The sequence below is a fragment of the Paenibacillus oceani genome (assembly GCF_014705615.1).
GTDB classification, from domain to species: Bacteria; Bacillota; Bacilli; order Paenibacillales; family NBRC-103111; genus Paenibacillus_AB; species Paenibacillus_AB oceani.
Map to the genome: position 1 here is coordinate 385,957 of NZ_JACXJA010000005.1, position 23,413 is coordinate 409,369.

Consider the following 23,413-nt stretch of genomic DNA (forward strand, 5'->3'; position numbering starts at 1 on the left):
AGGTATCGTTAACGCGACACCTTGCCGTATTTCCCTCCGCCTCCGACCTGTAAAGCCAGCGTTCCGGCGCGCGCCTGCATCAGATAACCTGCGATCTCGTCTCCCGCCGCTTGCCGTAGCTCGTCTTCGCCGACCCGGTGCAGGATGTTCATCTCCGTCCCTAATAACTCCAGCAGCCGGGCCAGCTTCTTTTTGCCCAGCCCCGGGATAAATTCGAGGGGAACCTGGAACCGGTAAGGCGGATGATGCGCCGCGATGTTCGGCTCGGTCCGGTCGGCGATCGACTGGATGCGGTCCATCACCCCCCTGACGATTTTGCCGCTGCCGCAATACAAACACCGCTCGCTCGCCACTTCCCGCTCGTCCAGTACCGATTCGCAGACGCCGCAATACGTCCGGTGGTATTTGCCGAGCCGCGGGTTCAGCCCGTAATTGGCAGATACTTGGCGTCCGCCTTCCCGGGCGAGCGCCAGTCTGAGTTCCTCGAAGCTCGGCTCAAGCATATCGATCCGGTTATACTCCCGGCCGATTTTGCCGAGCGAATGCGCATCGGAATTCGTGACGAACGAGTACCGGTCGAGCTCCGACAGGCAGCTCGCCATCTCGGTATCGGCAGATAAGCCGAGCTCCACCGCGGCAAGCCGATCCGGATCGAGCATATTGTCCAGCCGGGTCGTCGCGCTGCCGTATACGCTTTTGTAAGGCGTAAATATATGAGCCGGGATCAGGAAGCCTCCGCGTCCGACGACTTCGTCCTGCAGATGTCGTGCAGGGACATACAGACGCTGGGAGCTGAGCTGCACGTTTTTCATATAAGGCCGCATCCACTCGGTAAACGCCCGCATCGAATCCAGCGTAGGCATATAAGCGAGCAGGTGAGCCGGCCCCATCCCCTCGTCCTTCACTTCGATCTCGCTGCCCAGCATTACGATCGTCCGGTCATACCGGATGCCCCCGCCCTTCTGCTCCTCCATGTCACCTTTCTCCAAATAAGCCGTAATTTCCTCCTGTACCCCCGGCGACTGGCAATCGATGATGCCGATAACCTCGATGCCTTTGCGGTCGGACGCTTCTTTGGCGATATTGTAAAAGGTCAGGTCGCGGCTGCCGCTAATTTTGACGGGCGCCCCTTTCTCCGTCCGGCCGATATGAACGTGCAAGTCTACGAAATAAGAATTCATAGCGTATACGAACCCGTCAGCCGGTGAAGCTGCCAGGCGTATACGGCGGCGATCGTCTTGGCGTCGCTGATCCGCCCTTCCGCGATATACCGTTTGGCCGTCTCCAGTGAAATCACTTCGCAGTCGAGAAACTCGTCCTCGTCCGGATTCGCTTCGCCCGCCGATAGCCGATCCGCCACGAACAGATGCAGAATCTCGTCGGCAAAGCCGGGCGACGTATAAAAGGAACTTACCGGCCTCACCTCATCGCACCGGTAGCCGGTCTCCTCCTCCAGCTCCCGCTTCGCCGCCTCCATCAAATCTTCGCCCTGCTCCAGCTTGCCTGCCGGTATCTCCACCTGGCTTCGTCCCAGCGCCTTGCGGTACTGTTCGACGACGATCATCTTGTCGTCCTTGATTGCCAGCACCGCCACAGCTCCGGGATGCTTCACGACTTCCCGCGTCGCTGTCTCCCCGTTCGGCAGGCGGACATGATCGACTTGGAGAGAGATCACTTTCCCTTGAAAGATGGGCTCCGTTTTTATCGTGATTTCCTCGTATTTGTTATTCATTTTCATTCACTCCCGATTCTCGGTTCGAATTCGCACCGGATGCATGGCATAGCTTGTCCCATCGGTGCATACATTTGAAAGTATACCAGACTTTCATTCGGAAGAAGAGGACGGGATGAAGATGAAAAGTTATGTAAGCGAGACACAACTTCGCATGGTTGGCAAGGGCTGGGAGATCCGCGAACGGCTGCGCAAGCTGAAAGAATCGGCCGGAGGGCCGGCGGAGCTCGCTACTCTTCTGCCGCAGTTGATCGGCGAGTGTGGACAAGCCGAGCCCCTACGCGGGCGGCAGCGCACACAGCCGCAAAAAATGGCGGATCGTCGCGTAATCCCTTTCCCATCGTTCTGATTTCCTCCGGATACAGACTCAGCCGGTCCCCGATCTCCTCCAGCCGGACCCCGGACACCCGGACAATCTCATGGCGGCTGGCGCAGCCCGAGCGCTCCAGCTGACGTTCCAGCAACTCTCTCTGCTCCGCATCGTCCAGCTCAGGCAGCGGAACGGTCGCGCGGGCCAAGGTCAGCTTGCCGAGCGTCTCCAGCAGATGGTGACTGATCCCGCGATGACGTGCCCGCGAGTCGGCAAAGCTGATCCGCGGTATTACGACCGGCTCTCCGCCCAGCGCACATACCGCATGAATCAGCTCGGCCATCTCCGTCGCCGTATGGCCGTACGGCGTCCCGGTTCCTGCGATGCCCGGCCCCATCACCGCAATCGCGATATCCGCCCGCTGGACGTGACGCGCCGCGAGCAGTGCCGTATATTTATTGACCGCCTCCAGATCTCCGCCATACGCATGCCCGTAGGTGACCGTCCCTGCCAGCCAGCCGAGGCCGTTAAGCCGTGAAACATGCCGGCTATAGCCAAGCGGAAGCGCTCCTCCGTCGGACATCACGTACGATACGCGCAAGGCACGGCAATCCGGTCCGCCCTCCAAACGAATCCAGGACAGGGCGATCGGCAGCATGCTGTGCAGCTCCCCGATTAATACCGGCATTCCATCGAGCGAACGCGGCTCCGCAAATAAGGCATGGTGCGGGCTTTCCGGCTCTTCGACGGACAATACCGCTCGCTGCAGCCCCGTGTAACGAAGCTTCATCAGGTGCCCTTTACCCAACCGGCCGTAAGCCGGATCAGTGACTACCCGATCGTCCGCTCCGTCAGTTATGTCGATGACAAAGTGGTATCCTCCGCTGCCGAGCCCCAGCTCTACCGCGGTAGTGTTCAGTTTCACGCGGTCTCCTTCCTTCAGCTTCGGTAAAGTATCCGTATAATGAATGGCGGACTGCCTGTGCCCGTCGTCCGTTAACACCTCCGCCTCCTGAATGCCGTGGCGCTCGCGGATAATCCGTACGACGCTCCCCTTTTTCCATCGAATCATACTTTCCCTCCCGGCTGGCCGCAACCTCAGCGTTATGATTTATCCTATGACCTCCCGTTGTTTTCATGAACGTCCTCTTCCGGCCTGGTTAACGGACATAAGAAAAAAACCGCCTTCCTGATCCGAAGACGGGTAGCGATTATATAGGAAAAGCATCAGTCAGGCGGGAACAGCAAGCGCATCACCGTTCGCATCGATTCGTTCTCCGGCACCCACAGCCGCAATTCCCGGGGAATAGGAGCCCGCTCCAGCAGTTCGCATCCCAGCTCCATCATTTGTCCAAGCGTCGCGCTTTGCTCCAGAACCGGCCATCGTTCCACCGGCACGAACAGAATGGCGGCCACATCGTCGTCGGGGTTGATTCGAGCCTCATCCGTCTCTGCGCGATACAGTCCGAAATAGACGTAAGGCCCTGTCGGCAAACCCGGCTTGTAAGGCTCGTCCGGATTGCTGCTAGTTATCCTTTGAAGCAGAAACGGCGGAGTTTCGTCTATACAGGGCACCTGTACAACTTCATCCGTATCCATATTGTGAAAATAAGTGGCGGTTGATGAAAGGAGACGTACATTCGGGTTGCCTAACTCCTCCTGCGCCTCCCTGAGGGCGCACTCCGCGATCGTCTCGCCGGGCTCTTGACCGCCGCCGACTCCGCCGACCCGCATCACCCGGCCTTCGAGCGCATCCGGGATGCCGTCCGTGTTCAGCGTAATCGCGACCTTCCCGTCCCGGACCCAGACGACTCCTGCGCAAAACGGCTGATGATCCGTCACTGCCCCCACATGCAAAGATTGCATAAATCGCTCTGTCATCAAACTCCACTCCCGGTCTGATTTATAAAACTGCCTTTTCAGTTTCCCGATTTTCCGATACGATAGGTAAAGAATCCCATTATTTCGAGGAAACGGAGTTGATTCAACAAATGAAGCTGAGAAATGGATCGCCTGAAGACGCGGGCATGTCGTCCGGACGTATCCGACATGTCGAGGGACTCGTGCAACGATGGGCGGATACGCAAGTCTCGCAAGCTTTTGTAACCGTCATCGCGCGCAAAGGTTTCATCGTCTCCCATCAAGCGGCAGGCACGACGTCCCCCGGACCGGATTCGTCCCCGCTGAAGCCGGACACGCTGTTCCCGCTCGCCTCGATCACGAAGCCGATCACCGCAACGGCTGCGATGATTCTCGTCGAGAAAGGCTTGTTGTCGTTAAGCTTCCCGGTTTCCTATTACATCCCCGAATTCGTCGGAGAAGGCAAACATCAAGTGCTCGTTCATCAGCTCATGACCCATACATCGGGCATGCGCAATAACGAGATCGGCGAACATTCGCGCCAGAAGGAGGCGCTTGTCGACATTCCTCCCGCGGACGTCAACCAGCATCCGATGATCCATAAAAAATTGTTTCTCGGTTATGACGCCCCGTTATGGAAACCGCCGGGAACCGAGATGTCCTACTGCGGCTACGGGGTCGAGCTGCTCGGGGAGATCGTGCGCCGGGTGAGCGGGCAGACGCTCGAGTCTTTTTGCAGGGAGCATATCTTTACTCCGCTCGAGATGAACGATACTTACTTTACCGTGCCGGAGGCGTTGTATCCCCGGGTGATCCGGAGACCGGAAGACGCGCCGGGCGGGAGATGGTACCATACACCGGAAGCGATGAGCTCGCCTTCGGCGGCGGGCGGAGCATACTCCACCGCTCTCGATATCGCCAAATTCGGCCAGATGTTTCTGAACAAAGGCTACTACGGAAACGAGCGGATTCTGGGCGCACCCGCCGTCGCCGAAATGACGCGCAATCATATTCCCCACATCTCTTCGACTTACGGCGCACAGTTTTTCAAGGAAGCTTCCTACGGCTACTGCTGGCCGATCAACCATAATAAAAAAGACAGCGGCGACTTGTTCTCCCCGAAGGCGCTGGTGTGCGGCGGTGCGGGCGGCGTGAATATTACGATCGATCCGCATTATGCCACCGTCCAGGTCATCTTCTCGGTCGAGAGCAAAAGCAACGACGGTCACAACGTATGGTTTCCTTGTATGAATTTGTTCAACAATGCCGGGATCGCGGCGATTGAAGCGTAGTCCCTTACGAAAAAAAGCTGCCGGTCGCTTCGATCGGCAGCTTGTTCTCATGGAGGATGCGGGGGCGCCAAGCCCGGTTAGGCTTGCGCCTGAGCCGCCGATTCCTTAACGATCGCGACGACGAGTTCGGCGATCTTGACCAGCTCGGACACCGGCATCTGCTCTTCGGTCGTATGAATATTCTCATAGCCGACGGCCAGATTGACGGTCGGAATCCCCATGCCGTTAAACATGTTCGCGTCGCTTCCGCCCCCCGTATGGAACGTGGACGGCGTCCGTCCGACCGATTCGATCGCCTTCATCGCCAACTTCACGACCGGGGCGTTCTCGTCATACTTGTACGCCGGATATATAATCTCGCTTATAAACTCCGCTTTGGCGCCCATATCGCTCGCCGCCGACTCGCAGGCTTCCTTCATGGCGGCCAGCTGGCGGTCGAGCTTCTCCTGGACGAGGCTTCTCGCTTCGGCGGCAATATCAACCCGCTCGCAGACGATATTCGTAGCGCCGCCGCCGGCGAAGCTGCCGATATTCGCGGTCGTCTCGAAATCGATCCGGCCCAGCGGCATCCGGGAAATCGCCTTGCTTGCCACCTGGATGGCGCTGATGCCGTCCTCCGGATTAACGCCGGCATGCGCCGAACGTCCTTTAATTGTAATTTGGATGCGCGCCTGGGTAGGAGCGGCTACCGCAATCGCTCCGACTTGCCCGTTGGAATCGATCGCATAGCCGTATGCCGCTTCCAGCTGGGCCGGCCGATTATTCGCCATCGCGCGCGAACCGAGCAGTCCCGATTCCTCGCCGGCCGTAATGACGAACAGCAGTTTTCCATGCGGAATGTTCTGCTCCTTCAAGACGCGAATCGCTTCGATCAGGGCGGCCACACCGGCCTTGTCGTCGCTGCCGAGGATCGTCGTGCCGTCGCTGCGTATGTAGCCGTCGTCGTCGAGGCGGGGCTTGATGCCTTTGCCTGGCGTTACGGTATCCATATGGCAAGTAAACAGCACAGTCGGGACATGCGCCTGACCTTCGGACGCTTCCAGCGTAAAGATCAGGTTGCCCGAGCCGTGTCCGGTTACAGCCGCCGTATCGTCTTCGAACACGTTTAATCCGAGCTCCGCGAACAATTTCTGGAGAACTTTGCTGATTTCCTGCTCATGTCTCGTCTCGCTGTCGATCCGGACCAGCTCCATAAACTGTTCGATCAGCCGATTTTGTTGAATCATGACTACTTTCCTCCCGGACATGGATTAAGGTACAATGTAAATATGCCCTACTATGAACCCAGTATAACCTTTTTTGAGGAGATGAAAGCTTATGTTTAGCAAAACGTTCGTCAAGGTCGTCGTATATCTGATGCTCTTCGCTATGGCCTCATCGGTCGTTCTGTACGGGATCGGAATGTTTTTCGGTTAACGGATTCGGCCCGCTTCAAGCCTTCCGCGCTTTGGCGGGCGCGAGGCGTATGCGCGTCGGGGCCTAGTACAGCTTCGTGTCCAGCGAATAACTCTCCAGATTTTCTTTCACCCGCTGCAGGAAACGGCCGCAGATCACCCCGTCCAAAATCCGGTGATCGAGCGACAGGCAGATGTTCGCCATCGAGCGCACCGCGATCATATCGTTGATCACGACCGGACGTTTGACGATCGATTCGAACGTCAAATTAACCGCCTGCGGGTAGTTGATGATCGGATACGACAGGATGGAGCCGAACGAACCCGTGTTGTTCACCGTTATCGTGCCGCCCTGAATGTCGTCCAGCTTCAGCTTGCCGGAGCGCGCCTTGCGCGACAACTCGTCGATTTCGCGGGCGAGACCGGCGATATTTTTCTGATCGGCCTTTTTGATGACGGGGGTTATTACCGAATCTTCCGTACCGACGGACAGCGATATATTAATGTCCCGCTTGACGATAATTTTGTCGACAGCCCATACCGAGTTCATGATCGGATAATCTTTGATCGCGTTAACGACGGCTTTCAGCACGAATGCCAGATACGTCAAGTTGATCCCTTCTTTTCTCATGAACTCGTCTTTGATTTTGTTGCGCAGCACGACCAGATTGGTGACGTCCACCTCGATCATCGTCCAGGCATGCGGAATTTCCGCTACGCTTTGACGCATCCGGGTCGCAATCGTGTTGCGGATCGGCGTCACATCGATGATGTATTCGTTTCTTCCGCCGTCTCTCGAGCTCTCGACCTCAATCTTCGGAATCGGCGGTTCTTCGGACAAATGAAGTCCCGTCGAACGCACCGGCAATTTGGGCGCTTCCTGAGGCACCGCAGGTACGGCGGCGATAACCGCCTTGGCATCCGAAACCGCCGGGGCCGGCCGGCCGTTCTCCAAGTAGGCGAGCACGTCCTTGCGGGTAATCCGCCCGCCCATGCCGGTTCCCGTGATCGCCCTAAGATCGATGCCATGCTCGCTCGCAAGCGTCTGTACGGCGGGCGAATACCGGCTGCGCATCGAACCGTCTGCCGCCGCTTGTCCCTCTGCCGGTTGAGCGGTTGCCGACTCGCCGCTGTCAGCCGATTGGCTTCCGCTCTCCTCTGCGTTCGTAGTGCCTGCGCCGTCTGCCGACGTTTCCGCGATCAGCGCGACCACCCCGCCCACCGGAATCGTCTCGCCCTCCTGGGCGATAATTTCCAGCAGCGTCCCTTCGACCGTCGAGGGCAGCTCCGCATTCACTTTCTCGGTGATCAGCTCGCAGATCGGCTCATATTGCTCCACGTAATCTCCCGGCTTTTTCAGCCATTTGCTGATCGTAGCCGATACAAGCGATTCGGCGAGCTGCGGGATGACGATCTCCGTCCCTTGCGCCTTCGTTCCTTTCATATGCTCTTCAACCTCCCGCGACTTTCATTTGCTTATAAACTCCTTAGTACAACGCCAAGTTTTTCATCGCTTCTTTTACTTTGTCCTTATTCAGCATGTAATGCTTCTCCAGGACGGGGCTGATCGGCATCGCCGGCACATCCGGGCTGCACAGCCGCATAATCGGCGCGTCCAGCTCGAACAGCAGCTCCTCGGCTATGATCGCGGACACTTCCGCTCCTACGCCGCCCGTCTTGTTGTCCTCGTGGATAATCAGCACTTTGCCGGTTTTGGAGGCGGCGGCCAGGATCGCTTCGTTGTCCAGCGGCTGGATCGTGCGCAGATCGAGCACAAGCGCGCTGATTCCTTCCTTCGCCAGCTCCGCCGCCGCCTCCAGCGCAAAATGGACCGTCAATCCGTACGTAATGACGGTAATATCCGTCCCGTCCCGTTTGACGTCCGCTTTGCCGATCGGCACGATATATTCTTCTTCCGGAACTTCCCCTTCCGCAAGCTGGTAACATTTCTTATGTTCGAAGTATAAGACCGGGTCCGCATCGCGGACCGCCGCTTTAAGCAGTCCTTTGGCATCGTACGGGGTGGACGGAAACACGATTTTAATTCCGGGCGTCCCGAAAAAGATCGATTCGGTGCATTGCGAATGGTACAACCCGCCAAATATGCCTCCCCCGATCGGAGCGCGGATGACGATCGGACACGACCAGTCGTTATTCGAGCGGTAGCGGATTTTGGCCGCCTCGCTGATGATCTGGTTCGTCGCCGGCAGCATAAAGTCGGCGTATTGCATCTCCGCGATCGGCTTCATGCCGTACATGGCCGCTCCGATCGCCACGCCCGCGATCGCCGATTCCGCAAGCGGCGTATCGAGCACCCGGGCTTCTCCGAACTTCTCGATCAGCCCTTTCGTCGCGGTAAATACGCCGCCCTTGTACCCGACATCTTCCCCCAGCACGAACACGTCGCTGTCCCGCGCCATCTCCTCGCTCATCGCATCGCGAATTGCGGTTAAGTAGTTCACGACCGCCATCGGTTACTCGCCTCCCTCTTCGGCATACACATACCGGTACAGATCATCCGTTGCCGGGAACGGCGCCTTATCCCCGAACTCGGTCGCTTCTTTGATATCTTTCACCAGCTGATCGATTAGCTGGGCATCCTCATCTTCGCTCCATATCCCGCACTCGATCAGGTACGCCTTAAACCGCGGAATAGCATCCTTGCCCCTATGCAGATCGACTTCTTCCTTCGTGCGGTAAGCCAGATCGTTGTCCGATGTGGAATGCGGCGAGATCCGGTACGTAATCGCCTCGATCAGCGTCGGTCCTTCGCCGCGGATCGCCCGCTCGCGGGCTTCTTTGACAGCCTTGTATACGGCGAGCACGTCGTTGCCGTCCACCTGAACGCCCGGGAATCCGTAACCTGCCGCACGGTCCGCTACCGGAGCCGCGATCTGCTTATGCAGCGGAACGGATATCGCATATTGATTATTTTCACACATGAAAATGACCGGCAGCTTGTGCACGCCGGCGAAATTGCACCCTTCATGAAAATCGCCCTGGTTGCTGGAGCCGTCGCCGAACGTAACGAAAGAGACAAGCGATTCCTCTTTCATTCGGGCTGCGAGCGCAATGCCCACGGCATGAGGAACTTGCGTCGTCACTGGCGAAGACCCGGTTACGATGCGCAGCTTCCTGTGCGAGAAGTGTCCGGGCATCTGGCGTCCGCCGCTGTTCGGATCTTCCGCCTTGGCAAACAGCGAGAGCATCAGATCGCGCACGGTCATACCGACGGACAGGACGAAGCCGTAGTCCCGATAATACGGCAAAAAATAATCGCGGTCCCGGTCAAGTGCGAAAGCGGCGCCAACCTGGGCCGCCTCTTGTCCGATACCGGATACGTGGAAATTGATTTTGCCCGCTCTCTGGAGAAGCAGAGCTCGTTCGTCGTACTTTCTGGCAAGTAGCATAAATTTGTACATCTCGAGAGCTTGCTGATCGGAGATGCCAAGCTGCTTATGAGTAGTCAATTGACCAATGGACATGGGACTTCGACCTCCTGGTCAGCAGACGGCCAACGCTGGAGAAGCGCCGCCGACCGCCGGAATATGGGATGACAATTGACGAAGTTAGAATTAATACCTGGTCTTAAGAGTTACCTCTATAACCCTATTATAGTCCCTTTTCGTCCCAATTACAATTTGATGGGCATCCTAATTTGGATAGCCTGTCATCCTCCGATCGATAACCCATCGATCGACATCATCGCTTCGCCCAGCGCTTCGGACAAAGTCGGATGCGGATGGATCGTGCCGCCGACCTCCCAAGGCGTCGCGTCGAGCATCTGCGCCAAGGCGGCTTCGGAGATCAGCTCGGTCGCCTGCGGCCCGATGATATGGACGCCGAGTATGTCGTTCGTCGCCGAATCGGCGACTACTTTGACGAAACCGTCGCTTTGTCCGTATACGAGCGCCTTGCCGAGCGCTTTGAACGAGAATTTTGCCGTTTTTACGGCAAAGCCCTGGTCGGCCGCCTGCTTTTCCGTCCAGCCGACAGAAGCGATCTCCGGACTCGAATATACGCAGCGCGGCACGAGATGGGCCGCATAAGCATGCGTGGTTTTGCCCGCCGCATGCTCGGAGGCGACCACTCCTTCGTGTCCGGCTGCATGGGCAAGCTGAACTCCGCCGTTCACGTCGCCGACCGCGTAAATGTGCGGTTCTGTCGTCTGCATCGAACCGTTCACCCGGATCACGCCCTGATCGACGCGAACATCGGTATTCTCAAGCCCGATACCGTCCGCATTGGCGATCCTGCCTACACACACCAGCATCGTTTCCGCTGCCAAAGCTTCGGTGCCTTTGGCTGTCTCCACGCTCATTTTGACTCCGTCAGCAAGCGCCTCGACCGATTCGACTTGCAGCTTGGCGCCCGTCATTATGCGAATGCCGCGTTTTTTGAACAGCCGCTCGAGCTCCCGCGATACGTCTTCGTCCTCGGTCGGCAAAATCCGGCGCTCTCCTTCGACAATCGTCACGCTGACGCCGAATTCGTGAAGCATCGCCGCCCATTCGACCCCGATCACACCGCCGCCGACGATGACGATGGAAGCAGGCAGACGTTCCATATTCAGCGCATCGTCGCTTGTCATAATTCGGGTTCCGTCCGGCGTCAGTCCGGGCAGCATACGCGGCCTCGATCCGGTGGCGATGATCAGTTGGCCCGGCACGAGCGTCTCCATCTCGCCGTCTTCCAGCTCGACGGCCACGGAGCCGCTTCGCGGCGAAAAAATAGAAGGCCCGATAATGCGGCCGTTGCCTTTTACAACGTGAATCTTATGTTTGGTCATTAGAAATTGCAGCCCTTTATAAAGCTGCTCCACAATAGCTGCTTTGCGCGACTGCGCTTTCGCCAAATCAAAGGAAACGGAATCTGCGAACACTCCGAACTCGCCGGCCCGTTTCATCGTGCCATATACTTCGGCGCTGCGCAGAAGCGCCTTGCTTGGAATGCAGCCTCGATGCAGGCATGTCCCTCCAAGCTTGTCCCGCTCGACGACAGCGACCGACTTCCCGAGCTGCGCTGCGCGGATCGCAGCGGTATAACCGCCAATGCCGCCCCCTAGAATTACGATATCAAATGTATTGGACAATGTATGTTCCTCCCGTCTGCGGAATCGATGCCTCTATTGTACCAAAAGCGAAATGGACATCAAATACAATTCGGGATAAGATAGAAGGACAGACTATTAGAGGTTGTTCAAAAAGTCCGCTTTTGATCACGAAGCTGATCAGGAAGTCTACTCGACATCGAATATGGAATTCAGCCGGAACTTCCGGTGCTCACGTAGCTGCCACTACGCTCCGCTCCTCATTTCCTAGCTTCATCCCATCTTCTCGGTGCTGAAAACCGGACTTTTTGAACTCGCACTATTACCGAATGCAAAGTGAGGTCGCTTCGATGAGAGAGAAAGTGCAGCGTTTTATCGCCATTATGCTGCTGATTATTCCCGGTTTTGCCGCTACATACGGTTTTCTTGCGATGAAGGACGCCTGGTTCGCGCAGTTCGGACCCGAAGAGAGCGACCCGCATATTTTATGGGGCAAAATGGTGGTCGGCATCGTGTTATTTGTCGCCGGAGTCGCGTTTATCGGCGGCTGGATTTTTTTCCGCGACCGCAAGCGCAACTACGTCGCCCCCCGTTTCCGGGCAAAAAAAAGACGGCCTTAAGCCCGTCCGAATCGGTCCAGCCAGCGGACCCATTTATGTTTGTCGATCCAGGCGGTAATCGAATCTTTCTCCGCTGTCCGGTGAATGGCCGCAAGAAAGAGCAGATATACCGTCTGCAGCCATAACGGGAACGAATCCGCAATCGCGCAGCCGAGCGCGAAGCCAAGCAGGTTCGCACCGCAGTCGCCCAGCATATGCTTGCCCCTCAGATCCCCCGGCATCAGCGCCAGTCCGCCGGCGATCGCCGGCAGCAGCCAGACGTTTCCGCTCCATCCCGGTTCTGCGGCCGCCACGGCCATTGCCCCGGCATAAAACCCTTTCCACGCCCTGCCCGGCCGCACATCTAACAAATTCAGCGCATTCGCCGTCATCGCGATAGCCGCCCAGCCGATGCAAGCTTCCCACCAGGTCCGGCTGCCGTCCGCCACCATCCATAATGCGGCAAGTCCGATCGCGGCCGCTTTTACCGCCCCTGTAGTAAACGTCCGCGTTTCCCGCCAGCTTCGGAAATGACCTCCCATTCCTTTGACGCTCCGCTTGCCGACCATATCGTCCGTCCATCCCGCTGCGAATACGAGCAGAAAAGCGGGAAAATAAGCTGAAGTGGTCGAAACGGTACTTCCGGATAAGCCCCAAGCCGCCTTTAGTTGCAGCATTCCGTACGACGCCATATATAAAACGATCAAAACCGCGCCGGTTCCGACCGGAATTATTTCTCCTTCGTAATTCGGTACGGTCATACCGTGACTGCGCAAAAACCGGACCGCCGGCGGAAGCATAAACAGCCCGAGTATCGCAAGCGCACCAATCCATCCGATCGTCCCGGTCATGGCACGAAACGTCCCCGCCGCAGCCACATCGTTTTGGCGATAGCCGCCAGTTGACCGCCGCGGTGCCAAAATCCGCGGATCGTCCTGCCCGTTTCCCGGTGGGAAAGCGGCAGCGGCACTTCGCATATGCGATAGCCTAGGCGTGCGGCATCGATCGTCAGGCCCACCTCTATGCCGAACCCTTGAGGCGAACGCACGAGGCGTTTCAGCACCTCGCTGCGCACCGCCCGCTGACCGGATAAGGGAGCGGCGAACTGTTGTCCCGTCAGTTGGAAAATCCCTCTTCCGGCGATCCGCCTGACGATCCCGAATCCTCCGCCACGAAGCGTCCCGGAGAACGCGGCGATCGACATGTCCGCCTCATCGTTCAGAATCGGCGAAAGCAGACCGGCCAAATGCTCGGCCGAGCTTTCCAGATCGGCATCGGCGAACAGGATGATGTCTCCGGCCGCGTTCGTCCAGCCTGTGCGCATCGCAGCGCCTTTCCCCAGTCTGACGGCATGCTCGATCACGGTCGTCGCCCAAGGCGCCGCTTCTTCCGCAGTACGGTCGGAGCTTCCGTCGTCGACGACGATCAGCTCGTCCCATAACCGGCTGCCGTCATGCCTCGTCATCCGATGGAGCGCTTGCAGCGTCTGCCCGACCGACCTCTCTTCGTTCCATGCGGGCACCACAATCGATACGGAAGGACGAGTTCTCATAACCGCCCCCCTCCTTCCACAGCTTGAACGAGACCGGGCATGATATGAAGCTGATGTTTTTTCGGCATCATCCACCGGTTCGCTCCTTTGGCATCCACGAGTTTATGGCCGATCAGCATCCGGACAAGCAGCGTACTGGCCATTCCGCCCCGTCCTTTCTCCATAAAATCCACGGGATGACTGTGGGAACCGACCACGACGATATGATCCGCTCCTTGCTCGTAGGCGATCCGCATCGCGGCGTCTTCGCTCGTTCCAGGCGCGGCTACCCGTTCCGCGCACAATCCGAGCTGCCCGAGCCGCTCCATACCGGGAGCCCGTCCATCCTCATAGGCATGTACCAGCAGCTGTGCTCCGCAGTGCAGCGCCGCATCCGATACGCTGTCCATATCGCCGATGATCAGATCCGGCCGGATTCCTTGGGCGATCAAAGCGTCCGCCCCGCCGTCCACCCCGATTAGCACCGGCCTGGCTTCTGTGATATATTCCGACAAGGCGACGAGGTCTTCCTTGTACCCTTTCCCCCGTGCGACAATCAGCGCGTCTCTTCTCCATAACGGGACACGGAGCGGAGGAATCGGAATCGGCTTGGCCAACTGCTGCAGCTCGCAGGCGGCGTAATGAAGCGTATTAGCGGCAAAGTCGCGCAGGGTGGCTGCATAATTCCGCTCGGCGGCTTCAAGCGAGCTTCGCATGGACTCGTAAGTAAACGCACGGACCGGAATCGACAGAAGCCGAGTAGTCAATACTTCCGGGCGAAGCGACACGATTTCACCGTTCGTAATGTCGCCGAACCGCTCCTCATCGATTTCAAACAAAGGTACGCCTGCTTGCAGCAAACAGGTTGGACCTTCATGCGGAAACGTACCGCTCATCGTTCGGGATGCGTTAATGACGGCTCTCACCCCCGCTTCGAGCAATCCTTCGGCCGCCGCCTCATCCAGGTCCGGATGACGAATCAGGGCGATTTCTCCGGGGCGGATCGACCGCAAGAGCCGTTTCGTATTCGGATCAGCCCTTACAGCCCCTTCGAGATTAGCTTTGAGCTGCACGGATTTCGCGATCATAACGTGTTCCCCCGAACTTGTACGACATAGTCTGACTTTATACTAGTTTAGTCATTTCGTCGGCATCCCATGCGGAAAAACGACAAATACCCTCCGCCGAACGGAGGGTATTGCGGAGAGCTCCTGTTTATCACCTGTATGTAAGTAGCTGCTGCTTCTGGGTACTTAGATGCATTTTCGTAAACTGAACCAGAAACTCGTCCAGCTGCTGGCTCATCTCCAGCACTGTGTCGTCGGCGAACGTTCCTTTCTCCATCGCCAGAGCTACCAAATCGCCTCGAAGCTGCTCAATCGTTTCCGCTTCATCCAATAGAACCGCATTCATTTTGCTTCATTCCTCTTTCTTTCTGAGCTTTTCAGTTGTTTTTCATTTGCTTTTCATAATTGCTATTATAATACGACCCAGGGGTCATTGTTTGTCACTTCTTGTCACGGTCAAACTATTTTTTGTGAACTTCGGACACAATTGTTCAACATTCCGCTTCTATCGACCGAATTCATTTTAATCTGAAATTAAGGTATTATGGATCGCATTCTGGTATAGTTTGAAAAGTCAGCTACAGCACGATAAATATACAAATCGAAAGGGGCATATTTGCCGATGAGGCAGCAGAAACAGAACAAGACGTGGATGATTACTTCACTCGTACTGCTCGTTTTGCTTGCGGGCGTATCGATTTATGCGTTTACGAAAAACGGAGGCGGCGGCGATGAGGCGGTTGCATCCGTCAACGGCGTCAAAATTGGAAAAAGCGAGCTTTTTGACCAATTGATCCTGAACGGGGGGTCGCAAATCCTCGATTCGATGATCACCGAGGAACTCATCAAGCAAGAAGCGGAAAAAGCCGGTTTTAAAGTAACCGACGCCGACCTGGAACAGGAACTCGCTTCCTTCAAAAAAGGATTCAGTTCCGATGAAGAATTCAATATGCTGCTTATGCAAAGCGGTATGACGCTTGATGAAGTCAAAAACAAATTTATGCCGATGCAAGTGAGACTCAGAAAGATTCTGGGACCTCAAATTACAATTACCGATGACGACATGAAGAAATATTACGAAGAAAACAAAGAGATGATGGCGACGCCGGAGCAAGTCAAAGCTTCCCACATCCTGGTCGCTACCAAGGAAGAGTCGGAGGCGATCCTCGCTCAGTTGAAAGGCGGAGCGGACTTCGCCACGCTGGCCAAAGAAAAGTCCACCGATCCGGGCTCGAAAGAGCAAGGCGGCGATCTCGACTATTTCGGCAAAGGCATGATGGTGAAAGAATTTGAGGATGCCGCGTTTTCGCTTCCTGTAGGCGAGCTCAGCAATGTGGTTCAGACGTCCCACGGCTTCCACATCATCAAAGTAACAGACAAAAAGGCGGCAACGACTCCGACTTACGATCAGAAAAAAGACGATATTAAGGAAGAGCTGACCAGCCAAAAAATCCAGGAGCTGTCCGGCCCTTGGATGGAAGAGATCAAAGGCAAAGCCAAAATCGAGAATAAACTTCAAGCTAGCTGATCGCAGCAGCATGAAGGGATATATTAAGAAAAAGAAACCGGCCTCTCGCAGCCGGTTTTCTTTGTTTTTCTATTACCAATTCGATTAAATTACCAATTCGAGTCAGCTTGACTTATAACGTGTGGCGTGCGTTGCGGGCCGAGATAATACAGAATACACAAAATATAAGAGTCTCTTGCACCCTCTATTTTCGGAATCTGGCGACGTTAGGGAGAAATAGAGGCGGTTTGCACCCCTTATTTCAGCCAACTAAGTGGGTTCGCAGCCTCTTGGCAGATAATAGCAGCTTCTAACCGCTCTTAATTTTCCATTCAAGCGGGTTTTGGACAAAATAGAAGGTACAAACCGCTCTTATTCCATTTTTCCCCTGTCTACTAGGTTGGGGGTTTCGCTTTTGGCCTTTCGCTTTTGGGCTTTTGACTTCTCGCTATCCAGGCTCTAGCCTTTAGCAACGTCAAACCTCCGTTGAAGTTAAAATAAAAAAATAAAACGCCCTTTCCCATAGGACAAAGAGCGTTTAATCCAAAAATGAATGTTTATTGTTTTGTATGCGAACAAACGTTTGTAATTTTCCCCCATTTCGTATACACTTAAAGTATGCACCAGCTGCCAATTCTATCGAAGAGAACCGGGGGTGAATTCGCGTATTGAGTTGATTTCGTGGAGAGCCGCGCTGAAACTTATCGGAACGATGGCCGTCGGAAGCCGATAATTTCGCGCTGGTTCACAGGTAAAACCCTGACTTATTTTTACTGGCATGCTGGCTTAATTTCCCGGCAGCGCATGAAGTACAGCAGCAGAACTATTTAAGAAACTTTATGCTCGATCCGCAGCTTGTCCGCCACCATCGCGATAAACTCGGAATTCGTCGGCTTCGACTTGCTGATGTTGATGGTGTAACCGAACAAGTGGCTGATGCTGTCGATGTTGCCGCGCGTCCAAGCGACTTCGATCGCATGGCGGATCGCCCGTTCAACACGGCTCGGGGTCGTTTTGTATTTTTCGGCAATGGCCGGATAGAGCGTTTTTGTAATGGCGCCGAGAATTTCGATGTTGTTATACACCATCGTGATCGCTTCGCGCAAGTATTGGTACCCTTTGATGTGAGCCGGCACGCCGATTTCGTGGATGATGCTCGTAATATTGGCGTCCAGGTTTTTGCCTTTTGTAATCGGCACGACATTCGGCTTGGATGCGACGGAAGACGTCATCGGGCTCGAATTGGACACGAGCTGACGAATCCGGTTCGTCAAAATTTCCATATCGAAAGGCTTCAATATATAATAGGAAGCTCCCAATTGAACCGCTTTTTGAGTAATATTCTCTTGCCCGAACGCAGTAAGCATTATAATTTTCGGCTGCGGGTTGAGGTTCATCTCGCGAAGCTTCTCCAACACGCCGAGACCGTCCAGATGCGGCATAATAATATCCAGAATGAGGACGTCGGGCACTTTCTTGTTTTGTTCGATGTAAGACAGCACCTCGTTGCCGTTATAAGCGACGCCCGCCACCACCATATCGTCTTGCTCGGAAATGAATTCCGATAATAAATTTGTGAATTCTCGGTTGTCGTCGGCCAATAGCAATTCGATCTTTTGCAACTTCATATCCTCCTTCGATTGTAACGCAGAAAGTGTTGGTAGATTGCTCCACTACTAAAGATTTTCGACACGGCGATCGTTTTTCCTTCTGTCGAAAAATTTTTTTCTTTCTTTTTTTCAACAAATCATCTATAATAATATTTTTCTTCCCGATACGCGATCGTTCGACAAAAAGCGAAAAATCTTAAGGCGGATTTTACCCGGCCTTAAGATTTTTTTGTTCGTTCGAACCGATCACAACCCCTGCATCCTGCAGCATCCACTCGATAAAGCAGCCGTATCCCGACGTCGGGTCGTTCACGAATACGTGTGTGACGGCTCCGATCATTTTTCCGTTCTGAATAATCGGACTTCCGCTCATGCCCTGGACAATCCCGCCGGTTTTCTCCAGCAGACGCGGGTCGGTTATTTTAATAACCATGCCTTTCGTCGCCGGGAACTCCTGCTTGGACACATGAACGATCTCGATATCGAACTTCTCCACTTTCTGACCGGAGATGACGGTGTAGATATGAGCCGGCCCTTCCTTGACTTCCTCCGCGAAGGCGACTGGAATCGCTTCTTTCGCTAAAGCATGATCCGGAGCGTTGTACATTTTACCGAAAATGCCGAATGCCGTATTTTTTTCAATATTGCCCAGCTCTTTGCTTTCGTTGAAGAAATTGGCCCGTTTCTCGCCGGGTTCGCCGTTATGGCTTTTGGAGATGGACGTTACGTTGGAATGGACGATATGACCGTCCCCGACGGGAATCGGAGTTTGCGTGTCCATATCGGTAATGACGTGGCCCAGCGCGCCATACACGCCTTGATCCGGTGCGTAAAAGGTCAATGTGCCGACGCCGGCCGCCGAATCCCGGATATACAACCCGAGGCGGTACGTTTTATCAAACATATCATAAGCCGGTGTAATGCTCGTGGTAATTTCTTGATTGTTGCGGCGGATTTTCAGCGCGAGCGGCTTTTTTTGCTCACCCGCCTTTTTGACGATATCGGCCACTTTGGAGACATCGTTGATGTACGTCCCGTCGATTTCCCGAATCAGATCGCCCACCATAATTTTCGCTTCCTCGCCAGGGGACACTTTTTTATTCTCCGCCACCTGGATGAGGTGATGACCGACGACCATGATGCCGTCCGACTTCATCTTCACACCGATCGTTTGACCGCCGGGAATGACTTTCAGATCCGGCATCACATTCACTTTCACGGTTTTTAGCGGAATTTTCCCGAATAAGCGAAGCTGCAGATCGGTTTGCCCGCTGCCCGCCGATTCAAGCGAGATTGGGCGGTTTAAATCCACTTGAAACGAATGCTCGGCCACTCCGTTAACTTTCACAATTTCCGGATTAACCGTAACCTGCGCGTGGACCGGCATCGACAGGTGTAGCTGTCTGTCCTGACCGGTAAACATCCTTAATTCGTCGGGGAACGAAGCGAAGCTTTGAAAAGGAGTGGAAATGCAACCCAAACAAACGAAGAAGACGAGAATAAGTCCCATCAGTCTTTTTCTGCCGGTACCCAAATCGATCACGCTCCCTTTTCCATGCTGCCTGACTAGGCGATTCGCCGATTGCGTACCTATAAGGTAACCGTGCCCCGATCGTTTTATAACTGCAAATGATGCCACGTTTTGTGGCTATTTTCACGGAATGGCGTTCATTTTCTTTTCATTCGCCAGGGAAATCATTTCACGGGCGTGATCAAGCGTTTTTTCCGTTACCTCCACACCGCCGAGCATACGGGCCAGCTCCCTCACCCGTTCCGAATCGCGCACATCGTCCACTGAGGTGAAGGTCCGGTCCGCCTGAATTGTCTTAAGTATTAAATAGTGCGAATCCGCCATGCAGGCCACTTGCGGCAAATGTGTAATCGAGAACACCTGGCAATATTGCGACAGCTCGGACATTTTCTCGGCGATCGCCTGAGCGGCCCGTCCGCTGACTCCGGTATCGACCTCATCGAAAACAAGCACAGGAATACGGTCTACCCGCGCAAAAATCGATTTCATCGCCAGCATAATCCGCGACATCTCCCCACCGGATGCGATCTTCGCGAGAGGGCGCAGCGGTTCTCCGGGATTGGCCGAAATTAGAAATTCGACCTGATCCAGGCCGTTTCGCGTGAAGCTCGGCGATTCCAGATCCTGTCCGCTCCGCAGAAACTGTACTTCGAACCGGGTCCGTTCCATATGAAGCGCCTTCAACTCGGCTTCGATGCTGTGGCTTAACCGTTTGGCCGCATGCTGCCGAAGCTTGGACAATTTGTCGCCTGCCGTGAGCAGCTGATCTTGGACTTGCTCGGTTTGTCTCGTTATCCGTTTCACCGCTTCGTCCTTGTTTTCGATTAGCTCCAACTGCTGCGAGATCCGTTTGCCGTGCTCGATAATCTCGGCTACATTGTCCCCGTACTTGCGGCGGAGCATTCCGATCATATCGAGCCGCTGCTCGACATGCTCCAGCCGGGCCGGGTTGAATTCAATCCCGTCACGGTAATCCCTTAACTGAAAGGCCGCATCTTCGAGTTGATAAAAAGCCGACTGCATCTGCTCCAGCAGCGGATTCAGCTTGGCCGTGTCCACCGCCGACACATCGGATATGCGTTGAATCGCTTTCGAAATCGCCGATAACCCTTTGGAGCCGTATAAAGCGTCGTATGAGTCCGCCACGTTCTGAAACAGCTTCTCCGCATTCGCTAGTTTGCGCTTTTCTTCCGATAACGATGCATCCTCGCCGATTTTTAACGATGCCGCCGAGATTTCCTCGATTTGGAACCGGTACAGATCTGCCATCTGCAGCGCCTGTTTCGTCGATTCCTCCAGCTGCCGCAGCTCTTTGCGGAGTTCCGTATACCGGTCATACACTTCCTCATAATGGGTGCGAGCCGGTACGATCGTTTCGGCATCGAACATATCGAGCCAGTGAATATGCGCCTCCGCCTTCATCAGCGACTGATGCTCGTGCTGGCCGTGAATATTGACGAGACATTCGCCCGCTTCGCGCAGCATCGTTAAATTGACGAGCTGGCCGTTGATCCGGCTCGAACTTTTCCCTTGCGCCGATATTTCCCTGCGGATAATCAGCGGTTCGTCCCTGTTGGCGTCGATGCCGATCCGCGCCAGCACGTCCCAGACCGGGTGTCCGTGCGCCAACTCGAACCCCGCTTCAATTTCCGCCTTCTCGCATCCGTAACGGACGAGTTCCGCGGAGCCGCGCCCTCCCGCAATAAGTCCGAGCGCATCGATGATGATCGATTTCCCCGCGCCCGTCTCTCCGGTCAACACCGAAAAACCGTTCCGGAACGAAACGGTGACTTGTTCGATAACAGCCAAGTTGCGAATGGTCAATACTGTAAGCATACGCTTTCCTCCCGCCGGAAAAAATCGGTTATCCGAGCATTCCTTTAAACTGGTTTACCACTTTCCCGCTCTGACTTTTGGTGCGGCATATGATCAATATCGTATCGTCACCGCATATCGTCCCCATGATTTCACTCCATTCCAAACTGTCAATTAACGCCCCGAGCGTATTCGCCGTACCCGGCATACATTTCATAACGACCAAATTTTCCGCGTAGTCGATATGTACGAAATGATCGTGCAAGGCGCGCTTCAGCCTGGGCAGCGGATTGATTTTTTGCTCAGCAGGCATTGAATATTTGTAGCGGCCGTCCTCCAGCGGTACTTTGATCAGCTGCATTTCTTTAATATCCCGGGAAACTGTGGCTTGCGTCACTTGGTAGCCGGCGAGTCCCATTTCCTTCACCAGGTCGTCCTGGGTTTCAATTTCTTTGCCGGTAATAATTTCCCTAATTTTGAAATGCCGTTGGGCTTTCATGCAAATGTAATCCTCCTATTTAGTCCGTTCGACTTCGAACGTAATTTTCCGGATCGAGCCGATCGCCGGATCGACATAAAGCACCCCGGCCGCTTCCGGGTACAGCAAACTATACACCAGCAGCCTCTCCCGGATCGCGCTGCCCGTCATCTCCAGAGGCATCCGCTCCCGGGCCAGCTTCACGACATAAAACCGGTCTTCGTCGTCCATTACGTACGCATCGACAAATATACGGCTCTCCAGCAGCTGATCGTCCATCGTCATCGTAACGGGAAGTTTATGCTTGCCCGCCACTATCTCATATCCCCTTGCATTCAGCAGCATCACTGCTTCTTCGGAAGGCAAATACAGCTCGTCCTGCCGGGGAATCGCAAGCGCCGCTCTCGGCTTATCGTACCATTTGCGTCCCCGCGCGTAAAACCAGATGACAAGAACGGCGATGAGTAACAGAATTACAAAAGAGTCACCGGTACGCATCTAGCGTCCCCTCCATCCTGGAGCAGCTTCAGCTTCCGCATTCGTCCGGATTTCCGGCCATGGAGAACACATTCTAGCACGTACCGGGAAAATCCTCTCTCATATACAAAAAACTCATCTCGCGGATGAGTTTTTCGCATGTGCTTAAAACGACCGGTTCGCCGTCTCCACCGTCTCCTGAATGGACGACTCCAGCGCCGCCTTGGACATGACGCCGGGCGTACCGGCGTTCATCGTCAACAAGACGAGAAATTCGATGTTACCTTCTCCGCCGGTTATCGGGGAATAAGTCAATCCTTTGACACCAAACCCGATCTCCTGCGCAAACTGCAGCACGCCTTCCAGCACTTCCCGGTGAACATGTGGATCGCGCACGACGCCCGACTTCCCTACTTTGTCCCGTCCCGCCTCGAACTGGGGCTTAATCAGCGCGGCTACCAGCCCTTCCGGGGCCAGCAGTTGCCGCAGAGGAGGCAAGATGAGCTTCAGAGAAATGAACGATACATCAATCGACGCAAATACAGGCGGCTCTCCCGGCAAGTCGCCGGGCTGCATATGCCGGAAATTCGTCCGCTCCATTACATGAACGCGGGGATCGTTGCGCAAACTCCAGTCCAGCTGGTTATAACCTACGTCAACCGCATGCACATAGGAAGCTCCGTGCTGGAGGGCGCAGTCGGTAAATCCGCCGGTCGAAGCCCCGATATCGATCATAATCGCTCCGTTCAGATCGAGTCCGAACGAACGGATCGCTTTCTCCAGCTTCAGGCCGCCGCGGCTCACATACGGGTGCACCGCGCCTTTGACTGTGATGGACGCCTCCCGGGGTATTTTCGTCCCAGCTTTGTCAATCTTGTCGTTATCGACCAATACGAGACCGGCCATAATCGCCGATTTCGCTTTTTCCCTGCTGTCGTAAAATCCTTGTTCGACCAGAAGCACGTCGAGCCTTTCTTTATTAGAAGACATGCAAACGCTCCTACCGTTGTTTAAGAGGTTGTTCAAAAAGTCCACTTTTGATCACGAAGCAGATCAGGAGGCCTACTCGGCATCGAATATGGAATTCAGCCGGAACTTCCGGTGCTCACGTAGCTCCACTACGCTCCGCTCCTCATTTCCTAACTTCATCCCATCTTCTC

Annotated in this window: 23 protein-coding genes and 1 pseudogene; 5 read left to right on the forward strand and 19 right to left on the reverse strand. The window is 55.0% G+C overall.

Going from position 1 to position 23,413, the window contains the following annotated elements:
• Nucleotides 1-8: 8 nt before the first annotated feature.
• Together IDH45_RS05270 and IDH45_RS05275 are read right to left on the reverse strand one after the other, a co-directional pair.
• Entirely contained in the window at nt 9-1,181 is a 1,173-nt protein-coding gene (locus tag IDH45_RS05270; RefSeq protein ID WP_190925358.1) for an endonuclease Q family protein, read from the reverse strand.
• On the reverse strand, nt 1,178-1,732 hold the full coding sequence (locus IDH45_RS05275; protein ID WP_397326980.1) for an NUDIX hydrolase: 555 nt from the start codon (nt 1,730-1,732) through the stop codon (nt 1,178-1,180). Before IDH45_RS05275 ends, IDH45_RS05270 begins: the two co-directional genes overlap by 4 nt.
• Before the next feature lie 121 nt (nt 1,733-1,853).
• Here IDH45_RS05275 and mciZ point away from each other — a divergent pair.
• Nucleotides 1,854-1,922: pseudogene (gene mciZ / locus IDH45_RS35175) on the forward strand (Z-ring formation inhibitor MciZ); the annotation flags it as partial.
• Nucleotides 1,923-1,962: 40 nt separating this feature from the next.
• On the opposite strand, the gene IDH45_RS05280 reads toward mciZ, so the two are convergent.
• Both IDH45_RS05280 and IDH45_RS05285 read right to left on the reverse strand, forming a co-directional pair.
• Nucleotides 1,963-3,114, reverse strand: coding sequence for a DUF3866 family protein (locus IDH45_RS05280; protein WP_190925361.1), 1,152 nt, complete (start codon nt 3,112-3,114; stop codon nt 1,963-1,965).
• 155 nt (nt 3,115-3,269) lie between these two features.
• On the reverse strand, nt 3,270-3,923 hold the full coding sequence (locus IDH45_RS05285; RefSeq protein WP_223836383.1) for an NUDIX hydrolase: 654 nt from the start codon (nt 3,921-3,923) through the stop codon (nt 3,270-3,272).
• Between the two features lie 110 nt (nt 3,924-4,033).
• Between IDH45_RS05285 and IDH45_RS05290 the strand changes: the two genes are divergently transcribed.
• On the forward strand, nt 4,034-5,194 hold the full coding sequence (locus IDH45_RS05290) for a serine hydrolase domain-containing protein (protein ID WP_190925363.1): 1,161 nt from the start codon (nt 4,034-4,036) through the stop codon (nt 5,192-5,194).
• 77 nt (nt 5,195-5,271) lie between these two features.
• Here IDH45_RS05290 and IDH45_RS05295 read toward each other — a convergent pair whose 3' ends face one another.
• Complete coding sequence (locus IDH45_RS05295) at nt 5,272-6,420, reverse strand: M20/M25/M40 family metallo-hydrolase (RefSeq protein ID WP_190925365.1); 1,149 nt, start codon at nt 6,418-6,420, stop codon at nt 5,272-5,274.
• Between the two features lie 91 nt (nt 6,421-6,511).
• Between IDH45_RS05295 and prli42 the strand changes: the two genes are divergently transcribed.
• The gene (gene prli42 / locus IDH45_RS05300) at nt 6,512-6,610 is read left to right on the forward strand and encodes a stressosome-associated protein Prli42 (protein WP_190925367.1); all 99 of its coding nucleotides are present in this window, start codon (nt 6,512-6,514) and stop codon (nt 6,608-6,610) included.
• A 63-nt stretch (nt 6,611-6,673) separates the two neighbouring features.
• Here the strand turns inward: prli42 and IDH45_RS05305 are convergent, their stop codons facing one another.
• The 4 genes from IDH45_RS05305 to lpdA all read right to left on the reverse strand — a co-directional run bounded on the left by IDH45_RS05305 (nt 6,674) and on the right by lpdA (nt 11,680).
• Nucleotides 6,674-8,032 (reverse strand): dihydrolipoamide acetyltransferase family protein, encoded by a 1,359-nt coding sequence (locus IDH45_RS05305; protein WP_190925369.1) that lies wholly within the window; start codon nt 8,030-8,032, stop codon nt 6,674-6,676.
• A gap of 43 nt (nt 8,033-8,075) precedes the next feature.
• On the reverse strand, nt 8,076-9,059 hold the full coding sequence (locus IDH45_RS05310) for an alpha-ketoacid dehydrogenase subunit beta (protein ID WP_190925371.1): 984 nt from the start codon (nt 9,057-9,059) through the stop codon (nt 8,076-8,078).
• Nucleotides 9,060-9,062: 3 nt separating this feature from the next.
• Entirely contained in the window at nt 9,063-10,073 is a 1,011-nt protein-coding gene (locus tag IDH45_RS05315) for a thiamine pyrophosphate-dependent dehydrogenase E1 component subunit alpha (RefSeq protein WP_190925373.1), read from the reverse strand.
• Nucleotides 10,074-10,258: 185 nt separating this feature from the next.
• Entirely contained in the window at nt 10,259-11,680 is a 1,422-nt protein-coding gene (gene lpdA / locus IDH45_RS05320) for a dihydrolipoyl dehydrogenase (protein WP_190925375.1), read from the reverse strand.
• A 308-nt stretch (nt 11,681-11,988) separates the two neighbouring features.
• On the opposite strand from lpdA, the gene IDH45_RS05325 reads away from it, so the two are divergent.
• The gene (locus IDH45_RS05325) at nt 11,989-12,258 is read left to right on the forward strand and encodes a DUF2627 domain-containing protein (protein ID WP_190925377.1); all 270 of its coding nucleotides are present in this window, start codon (nt 11,989-11,991) and stop codon (nt 12,256-12,258) included.
• Here the strand turns inward: IDH45_RS05325 and IDH45_RS05330 are convergent.
• The 4 genes from IDH45_RS05330 to IDH45_RS05345 form a co-directional block, all read right to left on the reverse strand.
• Entirely contained in the window at nt 12,255-13,088 is an 834-nt protein-coding gene (locus tag IDH45_RS05330) for a hypothetical protein (protein WP_190925379.1), read from the reverse strand. The genes IDH45_RS05325 and IDH45_RS05330 overlap by 4 nt on opposite strands.
• The gene (locus IDH45_RS05335; RefSeq protein ID WP_190925381.1) at nt 13,085-13,789 is read right to left on the reverse strand and encodes a glycosyltransferase family 2 protein; all 705 of its coding nucleotides are present in this window, start codon (nt 13,787-13,789) and stop codon (nt 13,085-13,087) included. Before IDH45_RS05335 ends, IDH45_RS05330 begins: the two co-directional genes overlap by 4 nt.
• Entirely contained in the window at nt 13,786-14,856 is a 1,071-nt protein-coding gene (gene steA, locus IDH45_RS05340; protein ID WP_190925383.1) for a putative cytokinetic ring protein SteA, read from the reverse strand. The genes IDH45_RS05335 and steA overlap by 4 nt, the downstream gene beginning before the upstream one ends.
• A 130-nt stretch (nt 14,857-14,986) precedes the next feature.
• On the reverse strand, nt 14,987-15,181 hold the full coding sequence (locus tag IDH45_RS05345) for an aspartyl-phosphate phosphatase Spo0E family protein (protein WP_190925384.1): 195 nt from the start codon (nt 15,179-15,181) through the stop codon (nt 14,987-14,989).
• Nucleotides 15,182-15,457: 276 nt separating this feature from the next.
• Between IDH45_RS05345 and IDH45_RS05350 the strand changes: the two genes are divergently transcribed.
• Entirely contained in the window at nt 15,458-16,363 is a 906-nt protein-coding gene (locus IDH45_RS05350) for a foldase protein PrsA (protein ID WP_190925386.1), read from the forward strand.
• 806 nt (nt 16,364-17,169) lie between these two features.
• On the opposite strand, the gene spo0A is transcribed toward IDH45_RS05350, so the two are convergent.
• The 6 genes from spo0A to IDH45_RS05380 form a co-directional block, all read right to left on the reverse strand.
• Nucleotides 17,170-17,964, reverse strand: coding sequence for a sporulation transcription factor Spo0A (spo0A, locus tag IDH45_RS05355; RefSeq protein ID WP_190925388.1), 795 nt, complete (start codon nt 17,962-17,964; stop codon nt 17,170-17,172).
• 196 nt (nt 17,965-18,160) lie between these two features.
• A complete protein-coding gene (spoIVB, locus tag IDH45_RS05360) occupies nt 18,161-19,462 on the reverse strand; it encodes a SpoIVB peptidase (RefSeq protein ID WP_190925449.1) in 1,302 nt (433 codons plus the stop codon).
• Nucleotides 19,463-19,606: 144 nt separating this feature from the next.
• On the reverse strand, nt 19,607-21,319 hold the full coding sequence (gene recN, locus IDH45_RS05365; protein ID WP_190925390.1) for a DNA repair protein RecN: 1,713 nt from the start codon (nt 21,317-21,319) through the stop codon (nt 19,607-19,609).
• Nucleotides 21,320-21,347: 28 nt separating this feature from the next.
• Nucleotides 21,348-21,797, reverse strand: a complete 450-nt coding sequence (gene ahrC / locus IDH45_RS05370) for a transcriptional regulator AhrC/ArgR (RefSeq protein WP_190925392.1) — start codon at nt 21,795-21,797, stop codon at nt 21,348-21,350.
• A gap of 15 nt (nt 21,798-21,812) precedes the next feature.
• Nucleotides 21,813-22,274 (reverse strand): hypothetical protein, encoded by a 462-nt coding sequence (locus tag IDH45_RS05375; protein ID WP_190925394.1) that lies wholly within the window; start codon nt 22,272-22,274, stop codon nt 21,813-21,815.
• A gap of 144 nt (nt 22,275-22,418) precedes the next feature.
• On the reverse strand, nt 22,419-23,243 hold the full coding sequence (locus IDH45_RS05380; RefSeq protein WP_190925396.1) for a TlyA family RNA methyltransferase: 825 nt from the start codon (nt 23,241-23,243) through the stop codon (nt 22,419-22,421).
• Nucleotides 23,244-23,413: the final 170 nt, after the last annotated feature.

Coding starts and splice junctions, on each gene's coding strand:
- IDH45_RS05270 (WP_190925358.1), bottom strand. CDS start 1,181: ATGAATTCTTATTTCGTAGACTTGCACGTTCATATCGGCCGGACGGAG.
- IDH45_RS05275 (WP_397326980.1), bottom strand. CDS start 1,732: ATGAATAACAAATACGAGGAAATCACGATAAAAACGGAGCCCATCTTT.
- IDH45_RS05280 (WP_190925361.1), bottom strand. CDS start 3,114: ATGATTCGATGGAAAAAGGGGAGCGTCGTACGGATTATCCGCGAGCGC.
- IDH45_RS05285 (WP_223836383.1), bottom strand. CDS start 3,923: ATGACAGAGCGATTTATGCAATCTTTGCATGTGGGGGCAGTGACGGAT.
- IDH45_RS05290 (WP_190925363.1), top strand. CDS start 4,034: ATGAAGCTGAGAAATGGATCGCCTGAAGACGCGGGCATGTCGTCCGGA.
- IDH45_RS05295 (WP_190925365.1), bottom strand. CDS start 6,420: ATGATTCAACAAAATCGGCTGATCGAACAGTTTATGGAGCTGGTCCGG.
- prli42 (WP_190925367.1), top strand. CDS start 6,512: ATGTTTAGCAAAACGTTCGTCAAGGTCGTCGTATATCTGATGCTCTTC.
- IDH45_RS05305 (WP_190925369.1), bottom strand. CDS start 8,032: ATGAAAGGAACGAAGGCGCAAGGGACGGAGATCGTCATCCCGCAGCTC.
- IDH45_RS05310 (WP_190925371.1), bottom strand. CDS start 9,059: ATGGCGGTCGTGAACTACTTAACCGCAATTCGCGATGCGATGAGCGAG.
- IDH45_RS05315 (WP_190925373.1), bottom strand. CDS start 10,073: ATGTCCATTGGTCAATTGACTACTCATAAGCAGCTTGGCATCTCCGAT.
- IDH45_RS05325 (WP_190925377.1), top strand. CDS start 11,989: ATGAGAGAGAAAGTGCAGCGTTTTATCGCCATTATGCTGCTGATTATT.
- IDH45_RS05330 (WP_190925379.1), bottom strand. CDS start 13,088: ATGACCGGGACGATCGGATGGATTGGTGCGCTTGCGATACTCGGGCTG.
- IDH45_RS05335 (WP_190925381.1), bottom strand. CDS start 13,789: ATGAGAACTCGTCCTTCCGTATCGATTGTGGTGCCCGCATGGAACGAA.
- steA (WP_190925383.1), bottom strand. CDS start 14,856: ATGATCGCGAAATCCGTGCAGCTCAAAGCTAATCTCGAAGGGGCTGTA.
- IDH45_RS05345 (WP_190925384.1), bottom strand. CDS start 15,181: ATGAATGCGGTTCTATTGGATGAAGCGGAAACGATTGAGCAGCTTCGA.
- IDH45_RS05350 (WP_190925386.1), top strand. CDS start 15,458: ATGAGGCAGCAGAAACAGAACAAGACGTGGATGATTACTTCACTCGTA.
- spoIVB (WP_190925449.1), bottom strand. CDS start 19,462: ATGGGACTTATTCTCGTCTTCTTCGTTTGTTTGGGTTGCATTTCCACT.
- recN (WP_190925390.1), bottom strand. CDS start 21,319: ATGCTTACAGTATTGACCATTCGCAACTTGGCTGTTATCGAACAAGTC.
- ahrC (WP_190925392.1), bottom strand. CDS start 21,797: ATGAAAGCCCAACGGCATTTCAAAATTAGGGAAATTATTACCGGCAAA.
- IDH45_RS05375 (WP_190925394.1), bottom strand. CDS start 22,274: ATGCGTACCGGTGACTCTTTTGTAATTCTGTTACTCATCGCCGTTCTT.
- IDH45_RS05380 (WP_190925396.1), bottom strand. CDS start 23,243: ATGTCTTCTAATAAAGAAAGGCTCGACGTGCTTCTGGTCGAACAAGGA.